The following is an 18,111-nucleotide window of genomic DNA, read 5'->3' as shown; positions in this document are numbered from 1 at the left end:
TCATGAGCCGGGCGGGCGCGTAGCTCAGCGGGAGAGCACACCCTTCACACGGGTGGGGTCACAGGTTCAATCCCTGTCGCGCCCACCATTTTCAATGACTTGGGATCGCAAATTTCAGGCGCGTTCACCTGAACGCTGGCTGCGCACTGCCGCCCCCGTCCATTCCTAGACGACGTGGGTGATCGGCGTGAAATCGGACTGGACTCTGTATTTTGCCAGCGTCACGACCAGCATTTGACGCACCACGGCACCAGCTACCATCGACACGCCCATGGCTTCGGCCTCATCGACACATAGGACAGACATCCTTGTAGGAGGCGGCAAGCAAGCCGAAACCGAAGGTTCCCGGCCAGGTCTATTTGCGCGCATGCTACGGCAGTCACGTCCGTTGGCACGGCCAGCGGTGCGAACCACTGCATCAGGCACCGTGCCATTGATCGAGCAGTTGCAAGGATCTGCCCTAAGCACGCAGCGCGCTAGCTTCCCGCGGCGCGCAATTCTTCAACCTTGGCGAGGGCCTTCTTCAGGGCGTCATCCCGGCCATAGATGTCATCATGATATGAGACGCCACTGCCGGAAGGCTCCGGCCATGCCGTGAAATAGCTGACATAGACGGGAATTTTCTGCGGCACGTTCTGTCGCGCGTTCCTCCCTTCGCTAATCCGGCGGCCGACTTCGTTCACGGAGGTACCGAGTACTGCGGCCGCCATTTCCCGCGGGTTCTGCAGGCGCACACAACCGTGGCTGTAGGCGCGCGTATCGCGGCTGAACAGGCTCTTGGCCGGCGTGTCGTGCATGTAAATATCGTGCTTGTTCGGGAACATGATCTTGACTTCCCCAAGCGCGTTGCTCGGGCCGGGTTTCTGGCGCACGTTATAAGGAATGTTGGCGCCATAGCGCCACCAATCCACCGAGGCAGAAGAAACACGCCGCCCGCGCGAATCGACCACCTCATAGCCGGCGCGATCCAGGTAACCGGGGTCCTGTCTCAATCGCGGCAGCTTCTCATTGACAAGAATCGAACGCGGGACGCCCCAATAAGGGTTGTATTCGACGTACTCGATCTCATCATAGAAGGAATTGGTCTGGTTGGCGCGCGTGCCGACCACGGCACGCATTGATAGCTTTTCTTTTTCACCTTCAATGTAATGCGCGCTGAAGGAGGCAGCGTTGATCATTACGCGCCGGCTGCCCAGATGGGATGGATGCCAGCGCAGGCGTTCCATCGCAAGCAGCACCTTCTCGATGCGCACGGCCTTGCTGTCGCCGGCAATGGCGCCGACGGTACGCCGCCCGATCACGCCATCAGGGTTGAGGTCATAGAGGCGCTGCACAGCCTTGATGACGGGCACAAGCTCCTGCGCATAGAACTCGCTCCCCGCATGGGCAACAAGGATCTCGCCATGCTTGGTCTGGAACTGGGGATCATTCTCACTCTTCAGGAGCCGCAAGATCTTCGGGAGTTCCGCATGACTCTGTCCCGGTCGCACGAACGTCTCCGGGTCGACGATTATCTCTCGTTCTTCGCTATCCCTCAGCGCCTTCAATTCTTTACGCAGTTCGGCATAGAGCGCATTCTGGGGGTGCAGGGCTTCAAGGTAACGAGCCGGTGAGGGAGTGCGCGCCAGGACACCAAGCACGGCTTGTTCGTCCAGCGGCTTGGTGGGGAAATCGTGGTAGCCTGAAAGCTTGTTGGGGTTGACGCGCCCAGTATTCGCATCGCGTGCATAGCGCAGCGCGCGGGTGGAAAGCGCCATTTCGAAACGAATGAGTTCGCGAAGCCTGTCCCTTCGGTTCTTGCTTGAACCGGCAGCAGGTGAAGGCACAGGGAGAAGGTAATCCGCTTCCGAAAGACCGAAACCAGCGGCATTCTCCAGTACACGAATGACGGAGGCGGCACGCTCGTTCGGTCCGTCAGTGTCAACCCAGATGAATTCGGGCGCTCTGGAGTAATGCGCAACGAGCGCTTCGCCGATTTCTCTTTCGGCGAGCATCACATGGTCTGCAAGCTCTGGCAGCGCTTCCAGGAAAGGATCCTTCTCATCGCCGGTTTCCGCCACATCGGCAAAAAGCACTTGCAAGAGCGCGCCGAAGCCCACCTTCACCAGTGGGTCCGGCTTGTAATCATAGTAGGATGGCGCGGATATTTTGGGTGCTGGCACCGCAGCCGCTCTTGTCCGCGGCGCAGTAACCTTCGGAACAGAACGGGGTGCAACCTCGCGCCGCTGGCTACCCTGCGTGACAGGCTGACCGCCAGAGCGATGCTGATTGAACAAGAGATCGATTAAATATTGTTCGGCTGCGGCCGGTACAGCAGCCATTGATAAACCGGCAGCGACTGCCATAACCGAAAGGCTGCCACGTAATGCAATCTTTCCAGACATGAACTTGTCCCCGCTGTTAATGAGCGTGTGGCGGATCACCCGCCTTGCCTGTCAACATGGTGACCGACTGCCAGATCCAGTACGCTAAACTTATACTGATTCAGTTAACCAACGAGAAGGCGAGGCCACCCCCGTTCCTCAGCTGTTGGTAAACCTTCCGTTACCACGACGCTCCGACCGGGCTACAATCCGGAAATTTTACACGCTCAAGACAGCGGATCGCGGTTCAGCCCCTTCTCTTCAAGCTCACGGAGATAGTCCTGCCATAAAGCGTCGCGCTCTCTCCCAAGCCTGGCAAGATAGGTCCAACTATAAAGACCGGTCTGGTGCCCGTCGTCGAAAATGATGCGCACGGCATAATTGCCCACCGGCTCGATACCGGCGATTGCAACGTTCCTCTTGCCCGGTACGGTCACCCGCTCATCGGGAGAATGCCCCTGAACCTCGGCGGACGGCGAAAGAACGCGCAGCATCTCCGCGGAAAGCGGCATGGGAGCCTCGCCCGAAAAGCGCACTGTGAGCAGTCTGCGGTCCTTCGAGACGCGCAGTTCCTCAGGTGCCTTCATCTTTCCTCTCCTGCTCTGCCGGTTCTGTTGGCGGAAAAGGCGTTCGCTGCCCACCATTGCGGCGCGCTTGCACCGAATGCTAGACTCCGATTGAAATGGAGCTTTCCCGTCCACATGTGAATGAACGGCGGGCTCTGCAATACGTCAAGGGTGGGAAATGACTGGCAGCATGATCGATCCCTTCGGCCGCGCGATAACATATCTGCGTGTCTCGGTAACGGACCGCTGCGACTTCCGCTGCGTCTACTGCATGGCCGAAGATATGAACTTCCTGCCCAAGAAGGACCTTCTGAGCCTGGAAGAGCTTGACCGGCTCTGTTCGGCTTTCGTGCAGAAGGGAGTGCGCCGCCTGCGCCTTACAGGCGGCGAGCCGCTGGTACGCAAGAATATCATGCATCTTGTCCGTCAGCTTTCGCGGCATCTGGAATCAGGCGCCCTCGACGAATTGACTCTGACAACGAACGGCTCCCAGCTTGAACGATTCGCCGGTGAGCTTGCCGATTCCGGGGTTCGCCGCATCAATGTCTCGCTCGACACACTCGATCCGGAGAAGTTCCGGTCGGTTACGCGCTGGGGCATTTTCGACCGTGTCATGCGCGGCATCGAGGCGGCAAGAGAGGCGGGCCTTAAGGTCAAGATCAATACGGTGGCGCTCCGGAATTTCAACGAGGATGAAATCCCGGACATGCTGGTCTGGGCGCATGAGAGCGGCATGGACATGACCGTGATCGAGACAATGCCGCTTGGAGAGGTCGATGTCGACCGCACCGAGCAGTACCTGCCGCTCTCGGAACTGCGGGCGCGGCTTGAGCGGCAGTTCACCCTTACCGACATCCCTTACAAGACCGGCGGCCCCGCCCGTTATGTCGAGGTGGCGGAGACAGGCGGCCGGCTCGGCTTCATCACGCCTCTCACGCACAATTTTTGCGAGAGTTGCAATCGCGTGCGCGTGACCTGCACCGGCACGCTCTATATGTGCCTCGGCCAGGAGGATGCGGCAGACCTGCGGCAAGCCCTGCGTGCTTCCGAGGGCGATGAACTGCTCTACCAGGCGATAGATGAGGCGATCTCACGCAAGCCCAAAGGCCACGACTTCATAATAGACCGCCGCACCAGGCGTCCGGCCGTATCCCGGCACATGAGCGTGACCGGGGGCTGAGGCTCCGCTTTCCGGCACATCCTTTCGCTAGCTTCCACTCTGGCAAGACAATTTTTGCCTTTGAGCCAATTGCTTTGCCGGCAGGGTGATCGTAGGTCAGGATGACAATATTTGCTCCGGGTATAACGTGCTGCTTTCCCCCAATCTGCGGGGCGCGGTCCTAATTTCCGCGTCCATGGCCGGGTTCACGATCAACGATGCATTGGTCAAGGTGCTGTTCAGCAGCATGAATATGGGCCAGGTGATGTTCTTGCGCGGCATCTTTGCAACCGCCTTGGTCGCTGTCATCCTGGCCTATTCGCCAGGCGCCAAGCGCGTCGGCCTCCTTCTGCAGCCGGTCGTAGCTATCCGTGCATTGTTCGAGATGGGGGCGACGATTTCATTCCTTCTTGCTCTCAGTCACCTGCCCATAGCCAATGTAAGTGCCGTTATGCAGGCCCTGCCGCTCGTCGTGACGCTGGGAGCGGCCTTCTTCCTTTCAGAACCGGTCGGCTGGCGGCGCTGGATCGCTATTATCGTCGGATTTGCCGGCGTGCTCATCATTGTCCGCCCGGGCTTCTCCGGTTTCAGCGCCTGGTCGCTCTTAGCGCTCGGCGCAGTGGTGTGCAGCGCAACGCGTGACCTTGTGACTCACCGTATTTCATCGGAGATACCGACGGCTTACATCACCACCGTCACTTCCATAGCCATCACCTTCTGTGGTGGAGTTCTTATTGTACCCATGGGCGGCTGGTCTGAAGTGTCAATGTGGGCGCTTCTCCTGCTTGGCCTTGCGGCCGTTGCAATGATCTGCGCCCACCAGTTCATCATCGCATCGCTGCGGGTTGGCGATATTTCCTTCATTGCGCCGTTTCGCTACACCGCTTTTCTCTGGGCGCTTCTTCTGGGTTACCTTTTCTTTGGGGACGTTCCAGATTTCCTCATGCTTCTGGGTGCGGGCATCGTGGTAGCATCCGGCCTTTACGCCCTCTACCGCGAGCACAGGGTCGGCACGCAGCGGCCGATTGCCGAGAGCACTGGCCCGGGCATGGCTCCTGATGGATTGTGAGTTTCATATGGACGCTGTGCGGTCTGGTTTGAGAGTGCGAGAACGATGAAAGCAGTGCGGCCTTTCGACAATTCCACACCGCCGCATATTATCACTCTCGTCATGGCGGCAGCGACGGCGGCACTTGCCATCAACCTATTCCTGCCCTCCCTGCCAGGCATGGCCGTCTATTTCGATGCCGATTACGCAGTGGTCCAGCTTGCGGTTTCGCTCTATCTAGCCGCAACCGCCGTGGTGCAGCTCTTTATCGGACCTGCTTCGGACAGGTTCGGGCGCCGGCCGGTCATGTTGGCCTGCTTCATAGTCTTTGCAATGGCCACAGTTGCCGCCACCTTTGCCCCCAATATCGAAACTTTTCTTGCGTGCAGGCTGCTGCAAGCGTTTTCCGCCGCCGGCATGGTGCTATCGCGCGCCATCGTGCGCGATACGGTCAGCGCCGACGAGGCGGCAAGCCGTATAGGCTACATCACCATGGGCATGACGGTAGCGCCGATGACCGGACCCTTCATCGGCGGCATACTCGACGAGATCTATGGGTGGCAGGCATCCTTCCATCTCATGCTTGCCTTTGGCGTCATTTCGTTCCTGATCGTTTACTTCGATCTGGGCGAAACGAATCATCGCCGGTCGCCCAGCATGACGGGCCAGTTCCGAAGCTATCCGGAGCTCTTCCGCTCGCGCCGCTTCTGGGGATATTCCATGACGGCCGGATTCTGCACCGGCACATTCTTCGCCTTCCTGGGCGGCGGACCCTATGTGGCCACCGAAATCCTTGGCCTTTCCCCTTCTGAATATGGCCTCTATTTCATTCTGCTATCGGGCGGTTATGCACTCGGCAATTTCCTGTCCGGGCGCTACTCGCGCCTAGTGGGGATGAACCGGATGATGCTGACCGGCACATTGCTTTCAACCGTAGGCATCGCTGTTTCCCTTCCGCTTTTCCTGCTGGGCTACCATCATCCGCTGTCTTTCTTCGGCCCCACCATTTTTATCGGCATCGGAAATGGCATCACCCTGCCGAACGCCAATGCCGGCATTGTCAGCGTACGCCCGCAATTGGCCGGGTCTGCTTCAGGGCTCGGCGGTGCGCTTCAGATTGGCAGCGGAGCGGTTCTGTCGGTGGTCGGCGGGGCGCTGGTGTCGCAGGATACCGGCATCTACCCGCTCCTTATCGTCATGGCCCTATCTTCTTTCTGCAGCTTTGCCACGGCGCTTTATGTCATCCGCATTGCCAGTAAGAAGGGAGCGTTATAAGTGGCTGACCTGAAGGATCGGATCGGCGGCGTCATCCTTGCAGGCGGACGCTCACTTCGCATGGGCGGCGGCGACAAGGGGCTTGCGCTGCTTGCCGGAAGGCCTCTCCTTGCCCACGTGATCGGACGGCTGCGCCCGCAGGTAAATGCATTGGCGCTGAACACCAATAGCGAGCCGGCGCGCCTTGCCTCATTCGGCCTGGAGATCGTCGCCGATAGCCTGCCGGGGCTGGGACCGCTCGGCGGCGTGCTTGCAGGGATGCGCTGGGCCAAACAACGCGGCAATGTTGAAAGGATCGTCACCGTGGCCTGCGATACACCTTTCTTTCCCGCGGAATTGGTGGCGCGGCTGGCAGATGCGGTTGGTTCGGATGATCGCATCGTCCAGGCACGTTCCGGTGACCGGCGTCATCCCACCTTTGCGCTCTGGCCAGTCTCGCTTGCAGACGATCTACAGACCTTCCTTCGGTGTGCAGGCTCTCATTCCATGCGCGCATTTGCCGGAGAACGGCACCCGGTCGCCCTGGTGGATTTTCCCCTTGGGGCAGGCCACGATCCCTTCTTCAACGTGAATACGCCGCAAGACCTCCTAATGGCGGAGCAACAGCTTGCGGAGTCAGGACGATGACACAGCGTGTCTTTGGCATCACCGGCTGGAAGAACTCCGGCAAAACGACCTTGACGGAACGGCTCGTGGCCGCCTTTGCCGCCCGCCGCCTTCGCGTGGCGACGATCAAGCACGCCCACCATGCCTTCGATATAGACCAGCCCGGCACCGATTCCTTTCGCCACCGCGCAGCTGGCGCGACGGAAACGGCACTCGTTTCATCCAGGCGCTGGGCGCTGATGCACGAATTGCGGGATGATGAGGAAGAGCCCTTGCTTTCGCACATGCTTGCGCGACTGTCACCGTGCGACCTCGTGCTCGTTGAGGGTTTCAAGAATGAAAGCCATCCCAAGATCGAGTGCCGCCGCCTGGAGGCTCGGGATCATTCCCCTCTCGCAGGCGCCGTGCCGGGCATCATAGCGATTGCCGCCGACCACGAGGTGCAAGGCGGCGCCCTTCCCGTCTTCCGGCTTGACGATGTGGCCGCCATCTGCACCTTCATTGCCGATCATTTGAAGCTGCCTGCACGTTGACGGTGCCACCGGCAAAGGATCCCGCTGATTTCGGACATGGCACCTTCAGGAAGGAACCCTACTCCCACCAGAGAAACGGAGGACATGGCTGAATGGCAAAAGTAGCTTTCATCGGGTTAGGCGTCATGGGCTACCCCATGGCCGCACACCTCAAGAACCGTGGAGGGCATGAGGTAACGGTTTATAACCGCACCGCCTCCAAGGCGGAGAAATGGGTGAAGGAGCATGGCGGCTCGATGGCGGCCACGCCTGCAGAAGCGGCGAAGGCCAAGGATTTTGTGTTTGCCTGCGTCGGCAACGATGACGACCTGCGCTACGTTACCATCGGTCCTGACGGGGCGTTTCAGACCATGTCCCCGAACTCGGTTTTCATAGACAATACGACTGCTTCTGCGGCAGTAGCGCGCGAGCTTGCGGACAAGGCGCGAGAGCTGGGGCTCGGCTTCGTAGATGCGCCAGTCTCAGGCGGGCAGGCAGGAGCCGAAAATGGTGTCCTCACGGTGATGTGCGGAGGCGATGAGGCAACCTTCCAGAAGGCGCGGCCCGTGATCGAGGCCTATGCCCGTATGGTGGGCCTGATGGGTCCGGCAGGTGCAGGCCAGCTTACCAAAATGATCAACCAAATCTGCATTGCGGGCCTTCTGCAAGGCCTCGCGGAAGGCATCCATTTTGGCAAGAAAGCCGGCCTCGACATTAAAAAGGTCATCGAGGTAATTTCCAAGGGAGCGGCCGGCTCTTGGCAGATGGAAAACCGCTACAAGACGATGAACGAGGGCAGATACGACTTCGGCTTTGCCGTCGACTGGATGCGAAAGGATCTTGAAATCTGCCTGTCCGAAGCGGACCGCAACGGCGCCCGCCTGCCGGTCACCGCCCTTGTCGACCAGTTCTACAAGGAGGTGCAGCAGATGGGTGGCAACCGCTGGGACACATCCTCGCTGTTGGCCCGGCTCGAACGCTAGGCTTATAGCTAAACTAGCGCTTCACAATCTCCACCCGGCGATTCAGCGCGCGCCCATCCTCACTCTCATTGCTGGCTACCGGCGCTGCGGGACCGACGCCTACCGAAGTAAGCCGCGCCCCAGCAATTCCATGGTCGCGCGCGAGCGCTTCGGTGACACGGCTGGCTCGTCTTTTTGAAAGATCCATATTGTAGTCGAATCCTCCGCTCATATCAGTGTGCCCTACGACGAGCACGGAAAGCGCCGGATCGTCATTCAGCAGCTTTGCAATTTCTGCGATCTGGACCTCGGACTCAGGTCTCAGAGTATCCTTGTCGAAGTCGAACTGGATGCCGTAGAGAACCACACGGCCTCCGGTTGCCAGGTCCTGCTGCATTGCACTTGCCTCGACAAAGACCATCCGGCTTTCCATGGGCCGTGCTTCCACAATGTCGAGCTGCACCATGGCGCGGTCCCTTGCCGGCCCGCCGCTGTTGTTCCTGGTTATGTAGACCGAGACATAGACGTTGCCCTGCGGCCCTGACAGCTTGCCGGAGAGGAAGTGGTGGTCGCCTGCGCCCCACAAGAGCATATAGCGAGGGCCGCTTTCGATATCGTTCGGGATATCGCCACATTCCTCGCGCGCACAGGAAAAAAGCACCTGGAATCCGGCCTTGCCCAGCGCTGCCTCGTAATTGCGAAAGACCTCCAGTACGGAGCGTTCTGCCGGGCCCTGATAGGTGATGCGTGCAAGCTTGCCTTCCACAACCGAGACGCCCCCGTCCTTCGCCTTTCCCGTCCTCAGATCATATTCGGTGTAGGCATCCGATTCGTAGCGCACGATCTGCGCACCCTCGTATCGGGGAACCAGCGGGTGATCGGCACTCCCCGGCACGTCTGCAAACGCGCCCGTAGATAGAAGAACCGCAAGCGCCGCAGCAGCAAAAGAAAACCGGCGGAGCGGGGTAAAGTTTAATGCAGCAAAGTACTGGCCGAGCGGCAAGACCTCGATCATGTCAATTGCCCCCTATAAAAACGACGCCTGTGAAAGCCACTTGGAACGGCTCACCCTCCCTGTAAGACAGGAACGGCACAGCAGAATTTCCTGCCCTCCAGTTTGATATTTCACCCTTTTGGCCACGGCAAGCTATCAATTCACGAGGACCGACCGCCCGCAGTACGAACCGTTGACGCGAATGTCGGCCTCTCCGACGCGCACGCCAAGCGCGGTCAGAAGGCCATAAACAAGGCTGTCCAGCGGCTCCGTCACCTCTGAAAGTATTTCTCCGAGCAATGATGTGACCGAGCCGCGGCCAAGTCCAAGGCCAAGGCCGAGCAGATCGATATCAAGGCTGAGCTCGGAAAGAAGGGACTGCACCAGTGGCTGCAGGTGGTGGTGCGAGTCCACCGTCTCCACCTGCCCGCGCTCGATCTCCTTCCTGTCGAAGTTCAGGGACTCCGCCTGCATGTTGCCCGACATTACCCGCGCCGTGCCCGAAATCCGGACCGCAACGAGATCCACCAGCCGCGCCGGCTGTGGGACGGGGCGGGCCTTGAAGTTTCGGAGCTGCTGTTCGTTGATCTCTCCGACCCAGGCTTCGAAAACCCCGGGTCGCGCGTCGACGACGACATTCGAAACCTGCCCGGCCTCGCAGACAAGGTCACGCAGCTTGGCCTCCGCATAGCCAACCTCAAGATAAATCGGCAGCGTGATCACCCTGAGGACTCCCGAACCGAGAATTTCTGCCTTCAATTGAAGGCGTGTCTGCCCTGTACGGGTGATCGTTCCCCTCTCCCCGACGGCAAGCCAGGGCAGATTAAGGGGAGGCTCGCCAATCGCGATTTTCAACGTCACCTTGGCAAGCCCTGGAAGGCCGAACCCCGATTCAAGCTGAACCTGGTTGTCCCGATTGGCAATGGCGGCAGCAGAGCCGATAAGCTCCATTGCGCCAACAGCAGCATTCAGCCCGGCGCTTTCCTGTCCGACCGCAAGCTGGCTGAGTGGGCCGAGATCAACAAGCAACGACAGGGGCACCGCAAGTCCGGCACCGACCGGCGAGGCCAGGATTGCCTCCAGCGCCGCCCTGGCTTCGGAACCTTGCGCGCTCGCCGAGAGCGAACGCACTATCATGCCAAGCGAGGCATGGGCGGCAAGCACGTCTTCATAGGTGCCCGCAGTAATTTTCAGCTCGCTCGCCAGCGCATTCATAAAGGCCAGAAGGTCCACATCCGTATCGGCGAGCGCGCGGAAATCCATTGCGTCCAGCGAAAGGTTGGTGCCCAGAAGCGCCCCCAAGATGCCGTTCAATATGCCCTCATTGATGCTTACCAGGCGGGAGCCGACCGATATGGCTGCCTCCTCGGTGACGGCCGCGACTGCAACCGTCTCAATGACCGGCGGTGATAGGATGGCGCTAGCGAAATAGAGGTTGGGCTTCTTGCGCAGCCTCACCTCTACCGCATTCGCAGGCTCGCCCCCAACGGAGAAGCGCAAATCCGGTTTGATATCGCGGGAACGAAGATAGCGCCCCGTTTCGACATACAAATGGCCCTCTACGCCCGTAACCTCCAGCGGATCCGGCGTTTGGCCATCGCGAACCAGCACGATGTTGCGTTTGTGGTTGTCGGTGAAAGTCACCATCGCCGCCTCGGGCGCCTTTTCCAGGTGAGACGCAGCCGTGATCGCGGCAAGGTCGGTGAGCGCCTGCGCTTCACGGCGCTCGAAATAGATCGAACCCAGGTCCACCGCCAAAGCGGCACTTGCGATGACGACGAAAAGGAGCGTAGCGCTCATCATCGCCACATTACCGGAACGGTCCCGGACAGGATCGCGAACGTTGAACCGGTCCACGGTCTAAAGCCCCCCGATCCTTATCGTCGCCGATCGGCTGATGACTTTGCCGGGCAATGGCAGATCGTTGAAGAGACCCCAGATCGGCAAATGTCCGGCATCATAGTTCAGCGCCACCGTGAACTGGTCACCTTCGGGGCTGTCGCTGATCTCGGCGTCGAGCTTCACCGGATCGACAAATATGTACCCGCTGGCATGGGTCTCCAGAAAGCGCTCGACCAGCATCAGGCGCTCCTGACTATCCACTCCGGCTATTGAGATGCGTGCGGCATCCGCAGAAAGCTGCTGGAGCGAATGCATAGCCGCGAAATAAATGCCGTAAGCCACCATTCCCATAAAAAGAAAAAGGAAGATCGGCGCAATGATCGCGAACTCCAGGGCAGCCGCTCCTGAGCGGCAACACATACGGCGGTAGTATTTAAAGAGGACGCTCGAATGCATTCAATGTTCCCATTGAAATCTATTAACCATGCACTGCATGATCAGGGGAGACGGGATCGATCCCCCGAACGACCTTGGTCCTGCGAGAGTCCCGAGCGCCCTTCCGGTGCAGCCCGACGTTCCTTCTTAGCTGGAAGTATCGAGCGCGCTCCACAGCAGCATCTTTTCGGATTACGCAGAACACCCTGCGCAAATGGAGCCTATTGCAGATGCTTCTTGGGGTAGCAGCCGGCTCTGAGGGTCTGCCAACGCTTCATTCGTTGCATCATCACTTCTCCTCCTGCTGTCTGCCGCAGCACCTTCGCCGCCCCTCAGCATAGGAGAAGGAAACAAACCAACAAATTAAGTTATTATGTAAAAGTCTAGCTGTAATACTTTATGAAAATGCAGACCAGCTACACCAAGCGGCGCGCGATAAGGGCTTGCATCATGCTCGGAGCGAAACCGCTAGTGTATGAAGGCATGGTGCGGACGGCGGGAGTCGAACCCGCACGGATTGCTCCGAGGGATTTTAAGACCGAAAGTTGTTGGTGTGGGCGACGGGGGTCGAACCCGTATGTCCTTGAAGGACGAGGGGTTTTAAGCCCCTTGCGTCTACCAGTTCCGCCACGCCCACGTCACAGATGACACAGACTGGCACACCTTTGGCACAGTTATCGTCAGGCCGCTAGAGCCTTCATTGCGATGTCCAGATCATCCGGTGCCGGATAGGCATATCGCATCGTAACTTGAATGGACTTAGGCCCCAACCATTTCATGACGAGAGGCAGGGGAACACCCGCGATGATAAGGCGTGTGGCGCAGGTGTGCCGAAGCATGTGCGGGACGAAGTCAGGATTGTCATCCATACCGAGATGATTGCGGCAGCGGTTCCAATGGTCCCGGAAGGTTCACCTGGGAAGGTCTGCGAAGGGCCTCGGGGAATTGGTAAGCCGACAGGTAGTTTGCCATGCTTCCATCGCCTTCGGAGCAAGAGGTATCTTGCGGTTCTCGTCGTTCTTAGTCTGAACAAACGTGACCATTCCCTCGGAGACGTGGCTCCGATCCAACTTGTACGCATCGCTCACCCGGCCACCTGTGTATAGGAGGAACTGGACGAGAGCGCCGGTAAGCTCCAGGCCGTGGTGCTGGAAGAACAGGAAGGACCTTCCTCTCCTCCTCCTGGTTCAACGCCGGTCGCGTCCCGCGCCTTCCTTCAAGCGCTCGATCTCGGGCAACTGGGTGATGAGCCGAAGCTTCTTCGCTCTCTTGAGCGACTTTGAGATGTTGTCGAGTTTCCGATTGATGGTGCCATTGGCCATCCCGTCCCGCTTCATCTTCGTGACCATATCGTCGATCCGTAAGTCTGTGATGTTCACGAGGAGCGTGTTCCTCGGGATGTATTGATAGATAACCCCGAGGTTCATCCTGATCGACTTGATGGATTTGGCCTCACCCCAAATGCGCTCAAACTGCTCGTCCACGAAGGGGCCGAACTTAGTTGTTTCCGAAGGTGTTAGGTCCCTCCTCGACCAGACGCTCATTATTCTCGGCTTCCTCCTTGGTAGCAAGGACACGCGCTTGCGTTTCCCCTCAACTACCACATCAGCTTGCCAGCGATTGCCTCTTTGTCGGGCCATGTGTCACCTCACGCCTTCACGAGTTGGTTGATGAATGCCCACCCTTTGGGGGTCATTAGCAGGGACCTCCTGCGGCGATCCTCCGGGTCGAACCCTATGGTGACCATCTCATGGCCACCCTTCATGTCTTTGTGACCCTCGCCCCAGTAGTAAACGTTGCGAGAGGCGGTACCGGACAAGAGACCGACATTACGCTCGATCTCCCGGACGGAAATGGCCTTGTTCAGGAGTTCAGCCTCAGCGATCTCCAAGAGGGTGAGGATGGTGGAGACCTGCATCTTCGGATCGAACTGATTGAAACGGTGCAGATAACGCTTCAATTGCTTGAGCGTTTGCAGCGCCTCGTCTTTTTCAGTCTTGGTGGTCATATGCAGGTTCCTTTCCTCTGTTGACGTAGTTATCCTATGGCACAGCGCTATCGCATTGTTCACGATTAACGGGACATTTTGGCACTAAAAAACCCAAGAACAGACATAGCCTTGGGTTTATCCACTTCGTTGACGTGAACTCTCGGTACAGGATTTTAAGTCCCTTGCGTCTACCGGTTCCGCCACGTCCGCATCTGTCCCGACACACCATGTTGTCGGGGCTTGCGCAAGAGGAAATGTGCACGAAGGCGGGGAATGCACAGCCGCCCTCTTTCGCAAACCGGTCCGCACCCAATGCCGCACTCTCAGAGAGCTACTGAACGTTGTAATATTACAACAGTAATTATGCTTGCTTCATGTTACTGTGCTTTGCATCTCTGGAGGGGGAAATCCAAAAATGAAACGCGTACTACTGACAACTACGGCTATCTTCTTTTCGGCCGGTGTAACTTTAGCTGCCGACATGGTCACCTATGAACCGGCTCCTATTGCGCCGCCCGCGCCGGAGCGGTTCAGTTGGGAAGGTCCCTATGTCGGTCTGTTCGGCGGACTGGCAACCGGCGAGACGGAGTATACGGCAGGAGAGATTGGCGGCCCGGGAGACATCGATGTAGACGTGTCCTCCAGTGGCTTTCTCGGCGGCGTGCAGGCGGGCTATGATTGGCAGTCGGGCAATTTCGTCTTTGGTGTGGTTGCCGATATAGCTGCCTCCAGCTACGGACCATCCATTTCGATCTCTGGTCTTGCTGATGTAGATATCGACTCCAACCTTGACTATCTCGGCACCGTTCGCGGCCGTGTCGGTCATGCCATGGACCGCACGCTCTTCTATGTCCATGGAGGTTTCGCCTTTGGCAAGACCGAACAGGATATCACAATAGACGGCATTGAGTTCTTCGATGAGGATCAGACGCGAACCGGCTGGACACTTGGCGCCGGGTTTGAGTTCGCCGTGACGGACCGGATATCACTGGGCGCGGAATACGCCTATGTCGATCTTGGATCTGAGGAAGTTTTCAGCGATGACGCCATCGACATCTTCGTAGACGAAGATTACCGCTTCCACACACTAAGGGCGATGGTCAACTTCCGTTTTTGATCTCGCCATTGTGGGAGGGGGCGAAAAAGGGCTGGGCGCAGATTGCCCAGCCCTTTTTTTCTCATCAAGCGCCAGGAGAAGGATCAGGCTTCTTCCCTCACAGCCGTTTCCCGCTTTGCGCCGGCCTTCAGGCGTACTGTAATTTCGGCCAGCCGCCTGCCCTGGAACCTGGCACCTTCAAGCTCCTGGGCAGAGGGAAAGCGCGAGCCGTCGCTCTCGCTCGTTGTCGTCATGCCATAGGGAGCGCCGCCGCGCACCGTATCATTGCCGGATTGGCCCTGATAAGCGTATGACAGCGGCACGATGATCATTCCATGATGCTGAAGGGCGAGCTGGGACGAGGCAATGGCCAACTCCGCTCCGCCATGCTGCGTGGCGGTCGATGTCATCACTGTCGCCGGCTTGTCGATCAGCTTTCCTTCTGCCCACAGCGGCCCGGTCTGATCGAGAAAGTTCTTGATTTGCGATGCCATCATGCCGAAACGGGTGGAAACGCCGAAGATGAAGCCGTCATAATCGGCCAGTTCCTGGGGCGTTGCGATAGGCGCTTCCTGATCAAGCTTGTAGCCTGCCTTCCTCGCGACGTCCTCGGGCACCAGTTCCGGCACGCGCTTGATGGTAACATGGGCGCCAGCTTCCCGTGCGCCGTCGGCTGCCGCACGCGCCATCGCCTCCATATGCCCCCAACTCGAATAGTAAAGAACCAATATCCTGGTCATTCCTGCTCCTCATGAAATTGAACGATGCCTGGTGCATACTGCTTCACTTAGGTGCCCCGCCGGGATAGCGCGACCCTCATCTTGGCCGACACAGTGTTCACCATTCATGGCCGATTGCGGCGCGCCAGCCGGCAAGTTATCTGTGGCCTGCAAGGGAGAAACGCGATGAGCGAAGTCGTTACGGCGGCAATGGTGGTGATCGGTGATGAGATCCTGTCCGGCCGCACAAAGGACAGGAATATCGGCCATCTGGCCGTGATGATGACGGCTGTTGGGATCGACCTGAAGGAAGTGCGCATCGTCGCCGATGAGAAGGAAGCGATCGTAGAGGCGGTGAACGCGCTCCGCAAGCGCTACAGCTATGTCTTCACTTCCGGCGGCATCGGCCCTACCCATGACGATATCACCGCGGAGGCTGTCGCGGCCGCTTTCGACGTTCCTTGCGACTATGATCCGGAAGCATATCGGATGCTGGAAGAGCATTACAAAGCGCGGGACATCCCCTTCACCGAAGCACGCAAACGCATGGCGCGGGTGCCCAAGGGCGCCTCACTTATCACCAATCCTGTCTCCGTCGCCCCCGGCTTCCGCATCGAGAATGTCCATGTGATGGCGGGCGTACCGGCAATCTTCCAGGCCATGCTCGACAATGTGATACCTACCCTTAGGACTGGGGCGAAGCTTTTGTCCGTGTCCATACCCTCCCCTCATCCTGAAGGGTCGATCGGCGGGCCCTTGGCAGAAATCCAGAAGGCTCACGGGGAGACCCTCATCGGGTCCTACCCGAAATACCATGATGACAAGTTCTGGACTGAGATTGTCGTACGCTCGCGTTCCGAGGAAGCGCTGCGCGGCGCAAAAGAGGCAATCGAGCAAATGCTGGCGGGACTTCTGCAACATAATTAACGCTGCGCCGTTGATCCTGCGCAAGATGAGCCCCTTCTAGGGGATGTCATAAGACAACTTGCGGTCTAGTTGACGGAGGCTCCGAATGACCTACAAGACTGTTCTGGCCATCATTCAGAGTGAGGAAGACGCAGACCGCGTAATGGACTTCACCCTGCCTTTCGCGGCCCGTCATGGCAGTCACGTCATCGGCCTCCATGCGGAAGCATTGCCCATTGTGATTGCCAGCCCTCTGGGCGGGCCAGCGGTGGACTTCACCCTGGAGCTTAGCGCCGAGGCCACCCGACGCAGTGCCGCGTTGAAGGAACGCTTTCTAGAACGTACCCGGACAGAAGGCGTGCGGGCCGGGTGGCGCGGCTATGAGAATGTTTCCGGCGACTCTGCTATCTCAGGCATCGAGAGTGCTCGTGCTTCCGATCTCGTTATTGCCCAACAGAACGATCCGGGCGCCAGCACGTATCACACCGCCAATGTCGAGGCTCTGATTTTTGAAAGCGGCCGGCCCGTCCTGCTGGTTCCCTACATCTTCAAAGGGCGAAGCAGCCCCTTCAAGAAGGTGCTTGTGGCCTGGAACGGCAGCAAGGAGGCCGCACGCGCTGCCTTCGATGCTTTGCCCCTCATGAGCGAGGCAGAGGAAGTGGAGATTCTGTCGGTTGATCCTCGCGACACACTTGACCAGGACGCGCCCCTTTCCGGGACGGCCATCGCCACTGCCCTGGCCCGCCACGGCCTGAATGTCATAACCCGAACGGAACAGTCCGGCTCTCTGTCCCATGGAGAGGTTATCGCGAATCGTCTTGCCGATACGGGAGCGGATCTGTTGGTCATGGGTGCCTTTGGCCGCTCGCGGCTATCAGAGTTCGTCTTTGGCGGCGTTACACGCAGCACGTTACAATCAATGACAACGCCCACGCTGATGGCCCGGTAAAAATATAGCGTCCAGCAGGGCAACTGCACGCGGAACTGCATAACACTTGCGTTTAGTGTGCATTTCCAGCTACTTCATCCCGCATTCCCGGCGCCGATTGCGCCACACCGGAGTGCATGAGTGATGTCGCTTCCCGAAAAAGCCTTCCCCGTTTCCTGGGATCAGTTTCACCGTGATGCCCGTGCGCTTGCGTGGCGGCTCGCGGGGGCAAATGGCAACTGGAAGGCCATCGTCTGCATCACCCGCGGCGGGCTCGTCCCAGCGGCGGTGATCGCACGCGAGCTGGGCATCCGATTGATCGAGACGGTTTGCGTGTCCTCCTATCACGACTATACCGAGCAAGGTGAGCTTAAGGTCCTCAAGGAGATTTCTCCTGCTCTGCGCCGAGACGAAGGCAAGGACATCCTCATCATCGACGACCTTACTGACACCGGCAAAACGGCGGAAATCGTGCGTGCGATGATCCCGAAGGCGCATTTCGCCACCGTCTATGCAAAGCCGAAGGGCCGCCCGCTGGTGGACACCTTCGTCACCGAGGTCTCGCAAGATACCTGGATCTATTTCCCTTGGGACATGGGCTTTTCTTATCAGAAGCCAATTGCCGAAGGCGAAATGGGCTGATCGGCCACTTCCGTCATCAGTTCCTGCCTATTTGCGTCATTTGACGGGTGTGCCTATCTTGTGTGTAT

General features: G+C 58.6%; 19 protein-coding genes and 2 tRNA genes. 11 read left to right on the top strand and 10 right to left on the bottom strand.

The features are described from left to right. The first annotated feature begins 13 nt into the window (after positions 1–13). Positions 14–88, top strand: a tRNA-Val gene (locus HUS57_RS03015). A gap of 77 nt (positions 89–165) precedes the next feature. Here the strand turns inward: HUS57_RS03015 and HUS57_RS03010 are convergent. From HUS57_RS03010 to HUS57_RS03000, 3 genes are all read right to left on the bottom strand, one after another. Beyond that, entirely contained in the window at positions 166–306 is a 141-nt protein-coding gene (locus HUS57_RS03010) for a hypothetical protein (RefSeq protein ID WP_246727718.1), read from the bottom strand. A 170-nt stretch (positions 307–476) separates the two neighbouring features. Beyond that, complete coding sequence (locus HUS57_RS03005) at positions 477–2,384, bottom strand: L,D-transpeptidase family protein (RefSeq protein WP_173931451.1); 1,908 nt, start codon at positions 2,382–2,384, stop codon at positions 477–479. Positions 2,385–2,590: 206 nt separating this feature from the next. Beyond that, positions 2,591–2,950, bottom strand: coding sequence for a DUF971 domain-containing protein (locus HUS57_RS03000; RefSeq protein ID WP_173931450.1), 360 nt, complete (start codon positions 2,948–2,950; stop codon positions 2,591–2,593). A gap of 157 nt (positions 2,951–3,107) precedes the next feature. On the opposite strand from HUS57_RS03000, the gene moaA reads away from it, so the two are divergent. From moaA to HUS57_RS02970, 6 genes are all read left to right on the top strand, one after another. Beyond that, positions 3,108–4,109: a GTP 3',8-cyclase MoaA gene (gene moaA, locus HUS57_RS02995; RefSeq protein ID WP_246727717.1), complete on the top strand. Its 1,002-nt coding sequence runs from the start codon at positions 3,108–3,110 to the stop codon at positions 4,107–4,109. A gap of 127 nt (positions 4,110–4,236) precedes the next feature. Next, complete coding sequence (locus HUS57_RS02990; protein ID WP_173931449.1) at positions 4,237–5,157, top strand: DMT family transporter; 921 nt, start codon at positions 4,237–4,239, stop codon at positions 5,155–5,157. Between the two features lie 45 nt (positions 5,158–5,202). Beyond that, positions 5,203–6,411, top strand: coding sequence for a multidrug effflux MFS transporter (locus HUS57_RS02985; RefSeq protein WP_173931448.1), 1,209 nt, complete (start codon positions 5,203–5,205; stop codon positions 6,409–6,411). Continuing rightward, on the top strand, positions 6,412–7,038 hold the full coding sequence (gene mobA / locus HUS57_RS02980; protein ID WP_348640553.1) for a molybdenum cofactor guanylyltransferase MobA: 627 nt from the start codon (positions 6,412–6,414) through the stop codon (positions 7,036–7,038). Next, a complete protein-coding gene (gene mobB, locus HUS57_RS02975) occupies positions 7,035–7,550 on the top strand; it encodes a molybdopterin-guanine dinucleotide biosynthesis protein B (RefSeq protein WP_173931447.1) in 516 nt (171 codons plus the stop codon). Before mobA ends, mobB begins: the two co-directional genes overlap by 4 nt. Positions 7,551–7,642: 92 nt before the next feature. Next, positions 7,643–8,512: an NAD(P)-dependent oxidoreductase gene (locus tag HUS57_RS02970; protein ID WP_173931446.1), complete on the top strand. Its 870-nt coding sequence runs from the start codon at positions 7,643–7,645 to the stop codon at positions 8,510–8,512. Between the two features lie 13 nt (positions 8,513–8,525). Here the strand turns inward: HUS57_RS02970 and HUS57_RS02965 are convergent, their stop codons facing one another. The 6 genes from HUS57_RS02965 to HUS57_RS02935 all read right to left on the bottom strand — a co-directional run bounded on the left by HUS57_RS02965 (position 8,526) and on the right by HUS57_RS02935 (position 13,770). Continuing rightward, entirely contained in the window at positions 8,526–9,506 is a 981-nt protein-coding gene (locus tag HUS57_RS02965; protein WP_173931445.1) for an OmpA family protein, read from the bottom strand. A gap of 135 nt (positions 9,507–9,641) precedes the next feature. Then, positions 9,642–11,342, bottom strand: a complete 1,701-nt coding sequence (locus HUS57_RS02960; RefSeq protein WP_173931444.1) for a pilus assembly protein TadG-related protein — start codon at positions 11,340–11,342, stop codon at positions 9,642–9,644. A 3-nt stretch (positions 11,343–11,345) separates the two neighbouring features. Further along, entirely contained in the window at positions 11,346–11,783 is a 438-nt protein-coding gene (locus HUS57_RS02955; RefSeq protein WP_173931443.1) for a TadE/TadG family type IV pilus assembly protein, read from the bottom strand. Positions 11,784–12,311: 528 nt separating this feature from the next. Beyond that, positions 12,312–12,399, bottom strand: a tRNA-Leu gene (locus tag HUS57_RS02950). Positions 12,400–12,949: 550 nt separating this feature from the next. Then, the gene (locus HUS57_RS02940) at positions 12,950–13,306 is read right to left on the bottom strand and encodes a hypothetical protein (RefSeq protein WP_173931441.1); all 357 of its coding nucleotides are present in this window, start codon (positions 13,304–13,306) and stop codon (positions 12,950–12,952) included. Between the two features lie 104 nt (positions 13,307–13,410). Next, on the bottom strand, positions 13,411–13,770 hold the full coding sequence (locus HUS57_RS02935) for a hypothetical protein (protein ID WP_173931440.1): 360 nt from the start codon (positions 13,768–13,770) through the stop codon (positions 13,411–13,413). A 397-nt stretch (positions 13,771–14,167) separates the two neighbouring features. Between HUS57_RS02935 and HUS57_RS02930 the strand changes: the two genes are divergently transcribed. Beyond that, positions 14,168–14,869, top strand: a complete 702-nt coding sequence (locus HUS57_RS02930; RefSeq protein WP_173931439.1) for an outer membrane protein — start codon at positions 14,168–14,170, stop codon at positions 14,867–14,869. Positions 14,870–14,952: 83 nt separating this feature from the next. Here the strand turns inward: HUS57_RS02930 and wrbA are convergent, their stop codons facing one another. Next, complete coding sequence (gene wrbA / locus HUS57_RS02925; protein ID WP_173931438.1) at positions 14,953–15,588, bottom strand: NAD(P)H:quinone oxidoreductase; 636 nt, start codon at positions 15,586–15,588, stop codon at positions 14,953–14,955. Between the two features lie 165 nt (positions 15,589–15,753). Here wrbA and HUS57_RS02920 point away from each other — a divergent pair, with 165 nt between their 5' ends. The 3 genes from HUS57_RS02920 to gpt all read left to right on the top strand — a co-directional run bounded on the left by HUS57_RS02920 (position 15,754) and on the right by gpt (position 18,043). Beyond that, positions 15,754–16,494: a competence/damage-inducible protein A gene (locus tag HUS57_RS02920; protein WP_173931437.1), complete on the top strand. Its 741-nt coding sequence runs from the start codon at positions 15,754–15,756 to the stop codon at positions 16,492–16,494. An 85-nt stretch (positions 16,495–16,579) separates the two neighbouring features. Beyond that, positions 16,580–17,422 carry a universal stress protein gene (locus HUS57_RS02915; protein WP_173931436.1) on the top strand — a complete coding sequence of 281 codons (843 nt, stop codon included), beginning with the start codon at positions 16,580–16,582 and terminating at the stop codon, positions 17,420–17,422. A 123-nt stretch (positions 17,423–17,545) separates the two neighbouring features. Continuing rightward, entirely contained in the window at positions 17,546–18,043 is a 498-nt protein-coding gene (gene gpt / locus HUS57_RS02910; RefSeq protein ID WP_173932244.1) for a xanthine phosphoribosyltransferase, read from the top strand. The last annotated feature ends 68 nt before the right edge of the window (positions 18,044–18,111 follow it).

The organism is Chelativorans sp. Marseille-P2723 (assembly GCF_902809845.1).
Classification (GTDB): Bacteria; Pseudomonadota; Alphaproteobacteria; order Rhizobiales; family Rhizobiaceae; genus Chelativorans.
The sequence above is the reverse complement of the archived record's forward strand: the minus strand, read 5'-3'. Positions and strand labels throughout refer to the sequence as shown.

Excerpts from the sequence above, each read along its gene's own strand:
- HUS57_RS03010 (WP_246727718.1), bottom strand. The coding sequence starts at position 306 with ATGTCTGTCCTATGTGTCGATGAGGCCGAAGCCATGGGCGTGTCGATG.
- HUS57_RS03005 (WP_173931451.1), bottom strand. The coding sequence starts at position 2,384 with ATGTCTGGAAAGATTGCATTACGTGGCAGCCTTTCGGTTATGGCAGTC.
- HUS57_RS03000 (WP_173931450.1), bottom strand. The coding sequence starts at position 2,950 with ATGAAGGCACCTGAGGAACTGCGCGTCTCGAAGGACCGCAGACTGCTC.
- moaA (WP_246727717.1), top strand. The coding sequence starts at position 3,108 with ATGACTGGCAGCATGATCGATCCCTTCGGCCGCGCGATAACATATCTG.
- HUS57_RS02985 (WP_173931448.1), top strand. The coding sequence starts at position 5,203 with ATGAAAGCAGTGCGGCCTTTCGACAATTCCACACCGCCGCATATTATC.
- mobB (WP_173931447.1), top strand. The coding sequence starts at position 7,035 with ATGACACAGCGTGTCTTTGGCATCACCGGCTGGAAGAACTCCGGCAAA.
- HUS57_RS02970 (WP_173931446.1), top strand. The coding sequence starts at position 7,643 with ATGGCAAAAGTAGCTTTCATCGGGTTAGGCGTCATGGGCTACCCCATG.
- HUS57_RS02965 (WP_173931445.1), bottom strand. The coding sequence starts at position 9,506 with ATGATCGAGGTCTTGCCGCTCGGCCAGTACTTTGCTGCATTAAACTTT.
- HUS57_RS02955 (WP_173931443.1), bottom strand. The coding sequence starts at position 11,783 with ATGCATTCGAGCGTCCTCTTTAAATACTACCGCCGTATGTGTTGCCGC.
- HUS57_RS02940 (WP_173931441.1), bottom strand. The coding sequence starts at position 13,306 with ATGAGCGTCTGGTCGAGGAGGGACCTAACACCTTCGGAAACAACTAAG.
- HUS57_RS02935 (WP_173931440.1), bottom strand. The coding sequence starts at position 13,770 with ATGACCACCAAGACTGAAAAAGACGAGGCGCTGCAAACGCTCAAGCAA.
- HUS57_RS02930 (WP_173931439.1), top strand. The coding sequence starts at position 14,168 with ATGAAACGCGTACTACTGACAACTACGGCTATCTTCTTTTCGGCCGGT.
- wrbA (WP_173931438.1), bottom strand. The coding sequence starts at position 15,588 with ATGACCAGGATATTGGTTCTTTACTATTCGAGTTGGGGGCATATGGAG.
- HUS57_RS02920 (WP_173931437.1), top strand. The coding sequence starts at position 15,754 with ATGAGCGAAGTCGTTACGGCGGCAATGGTGGTGATCGGTGATGAGATC.
- HUS57_RS02915 (WP_173931436.1), top strand. The coding sequence starts at position 16,580 with ATGACCTACAAGACTGTTCTGGCCATCATTCAGAGTGAGGAAGACGCA.
- gpt (WP_173932244.1), top strand. The coding sequence starts at position 17,546 with ATGTCGCTTCCCGAAAAAGCCTTCCCCGTTTCCTGGGATCAGTTTCAC.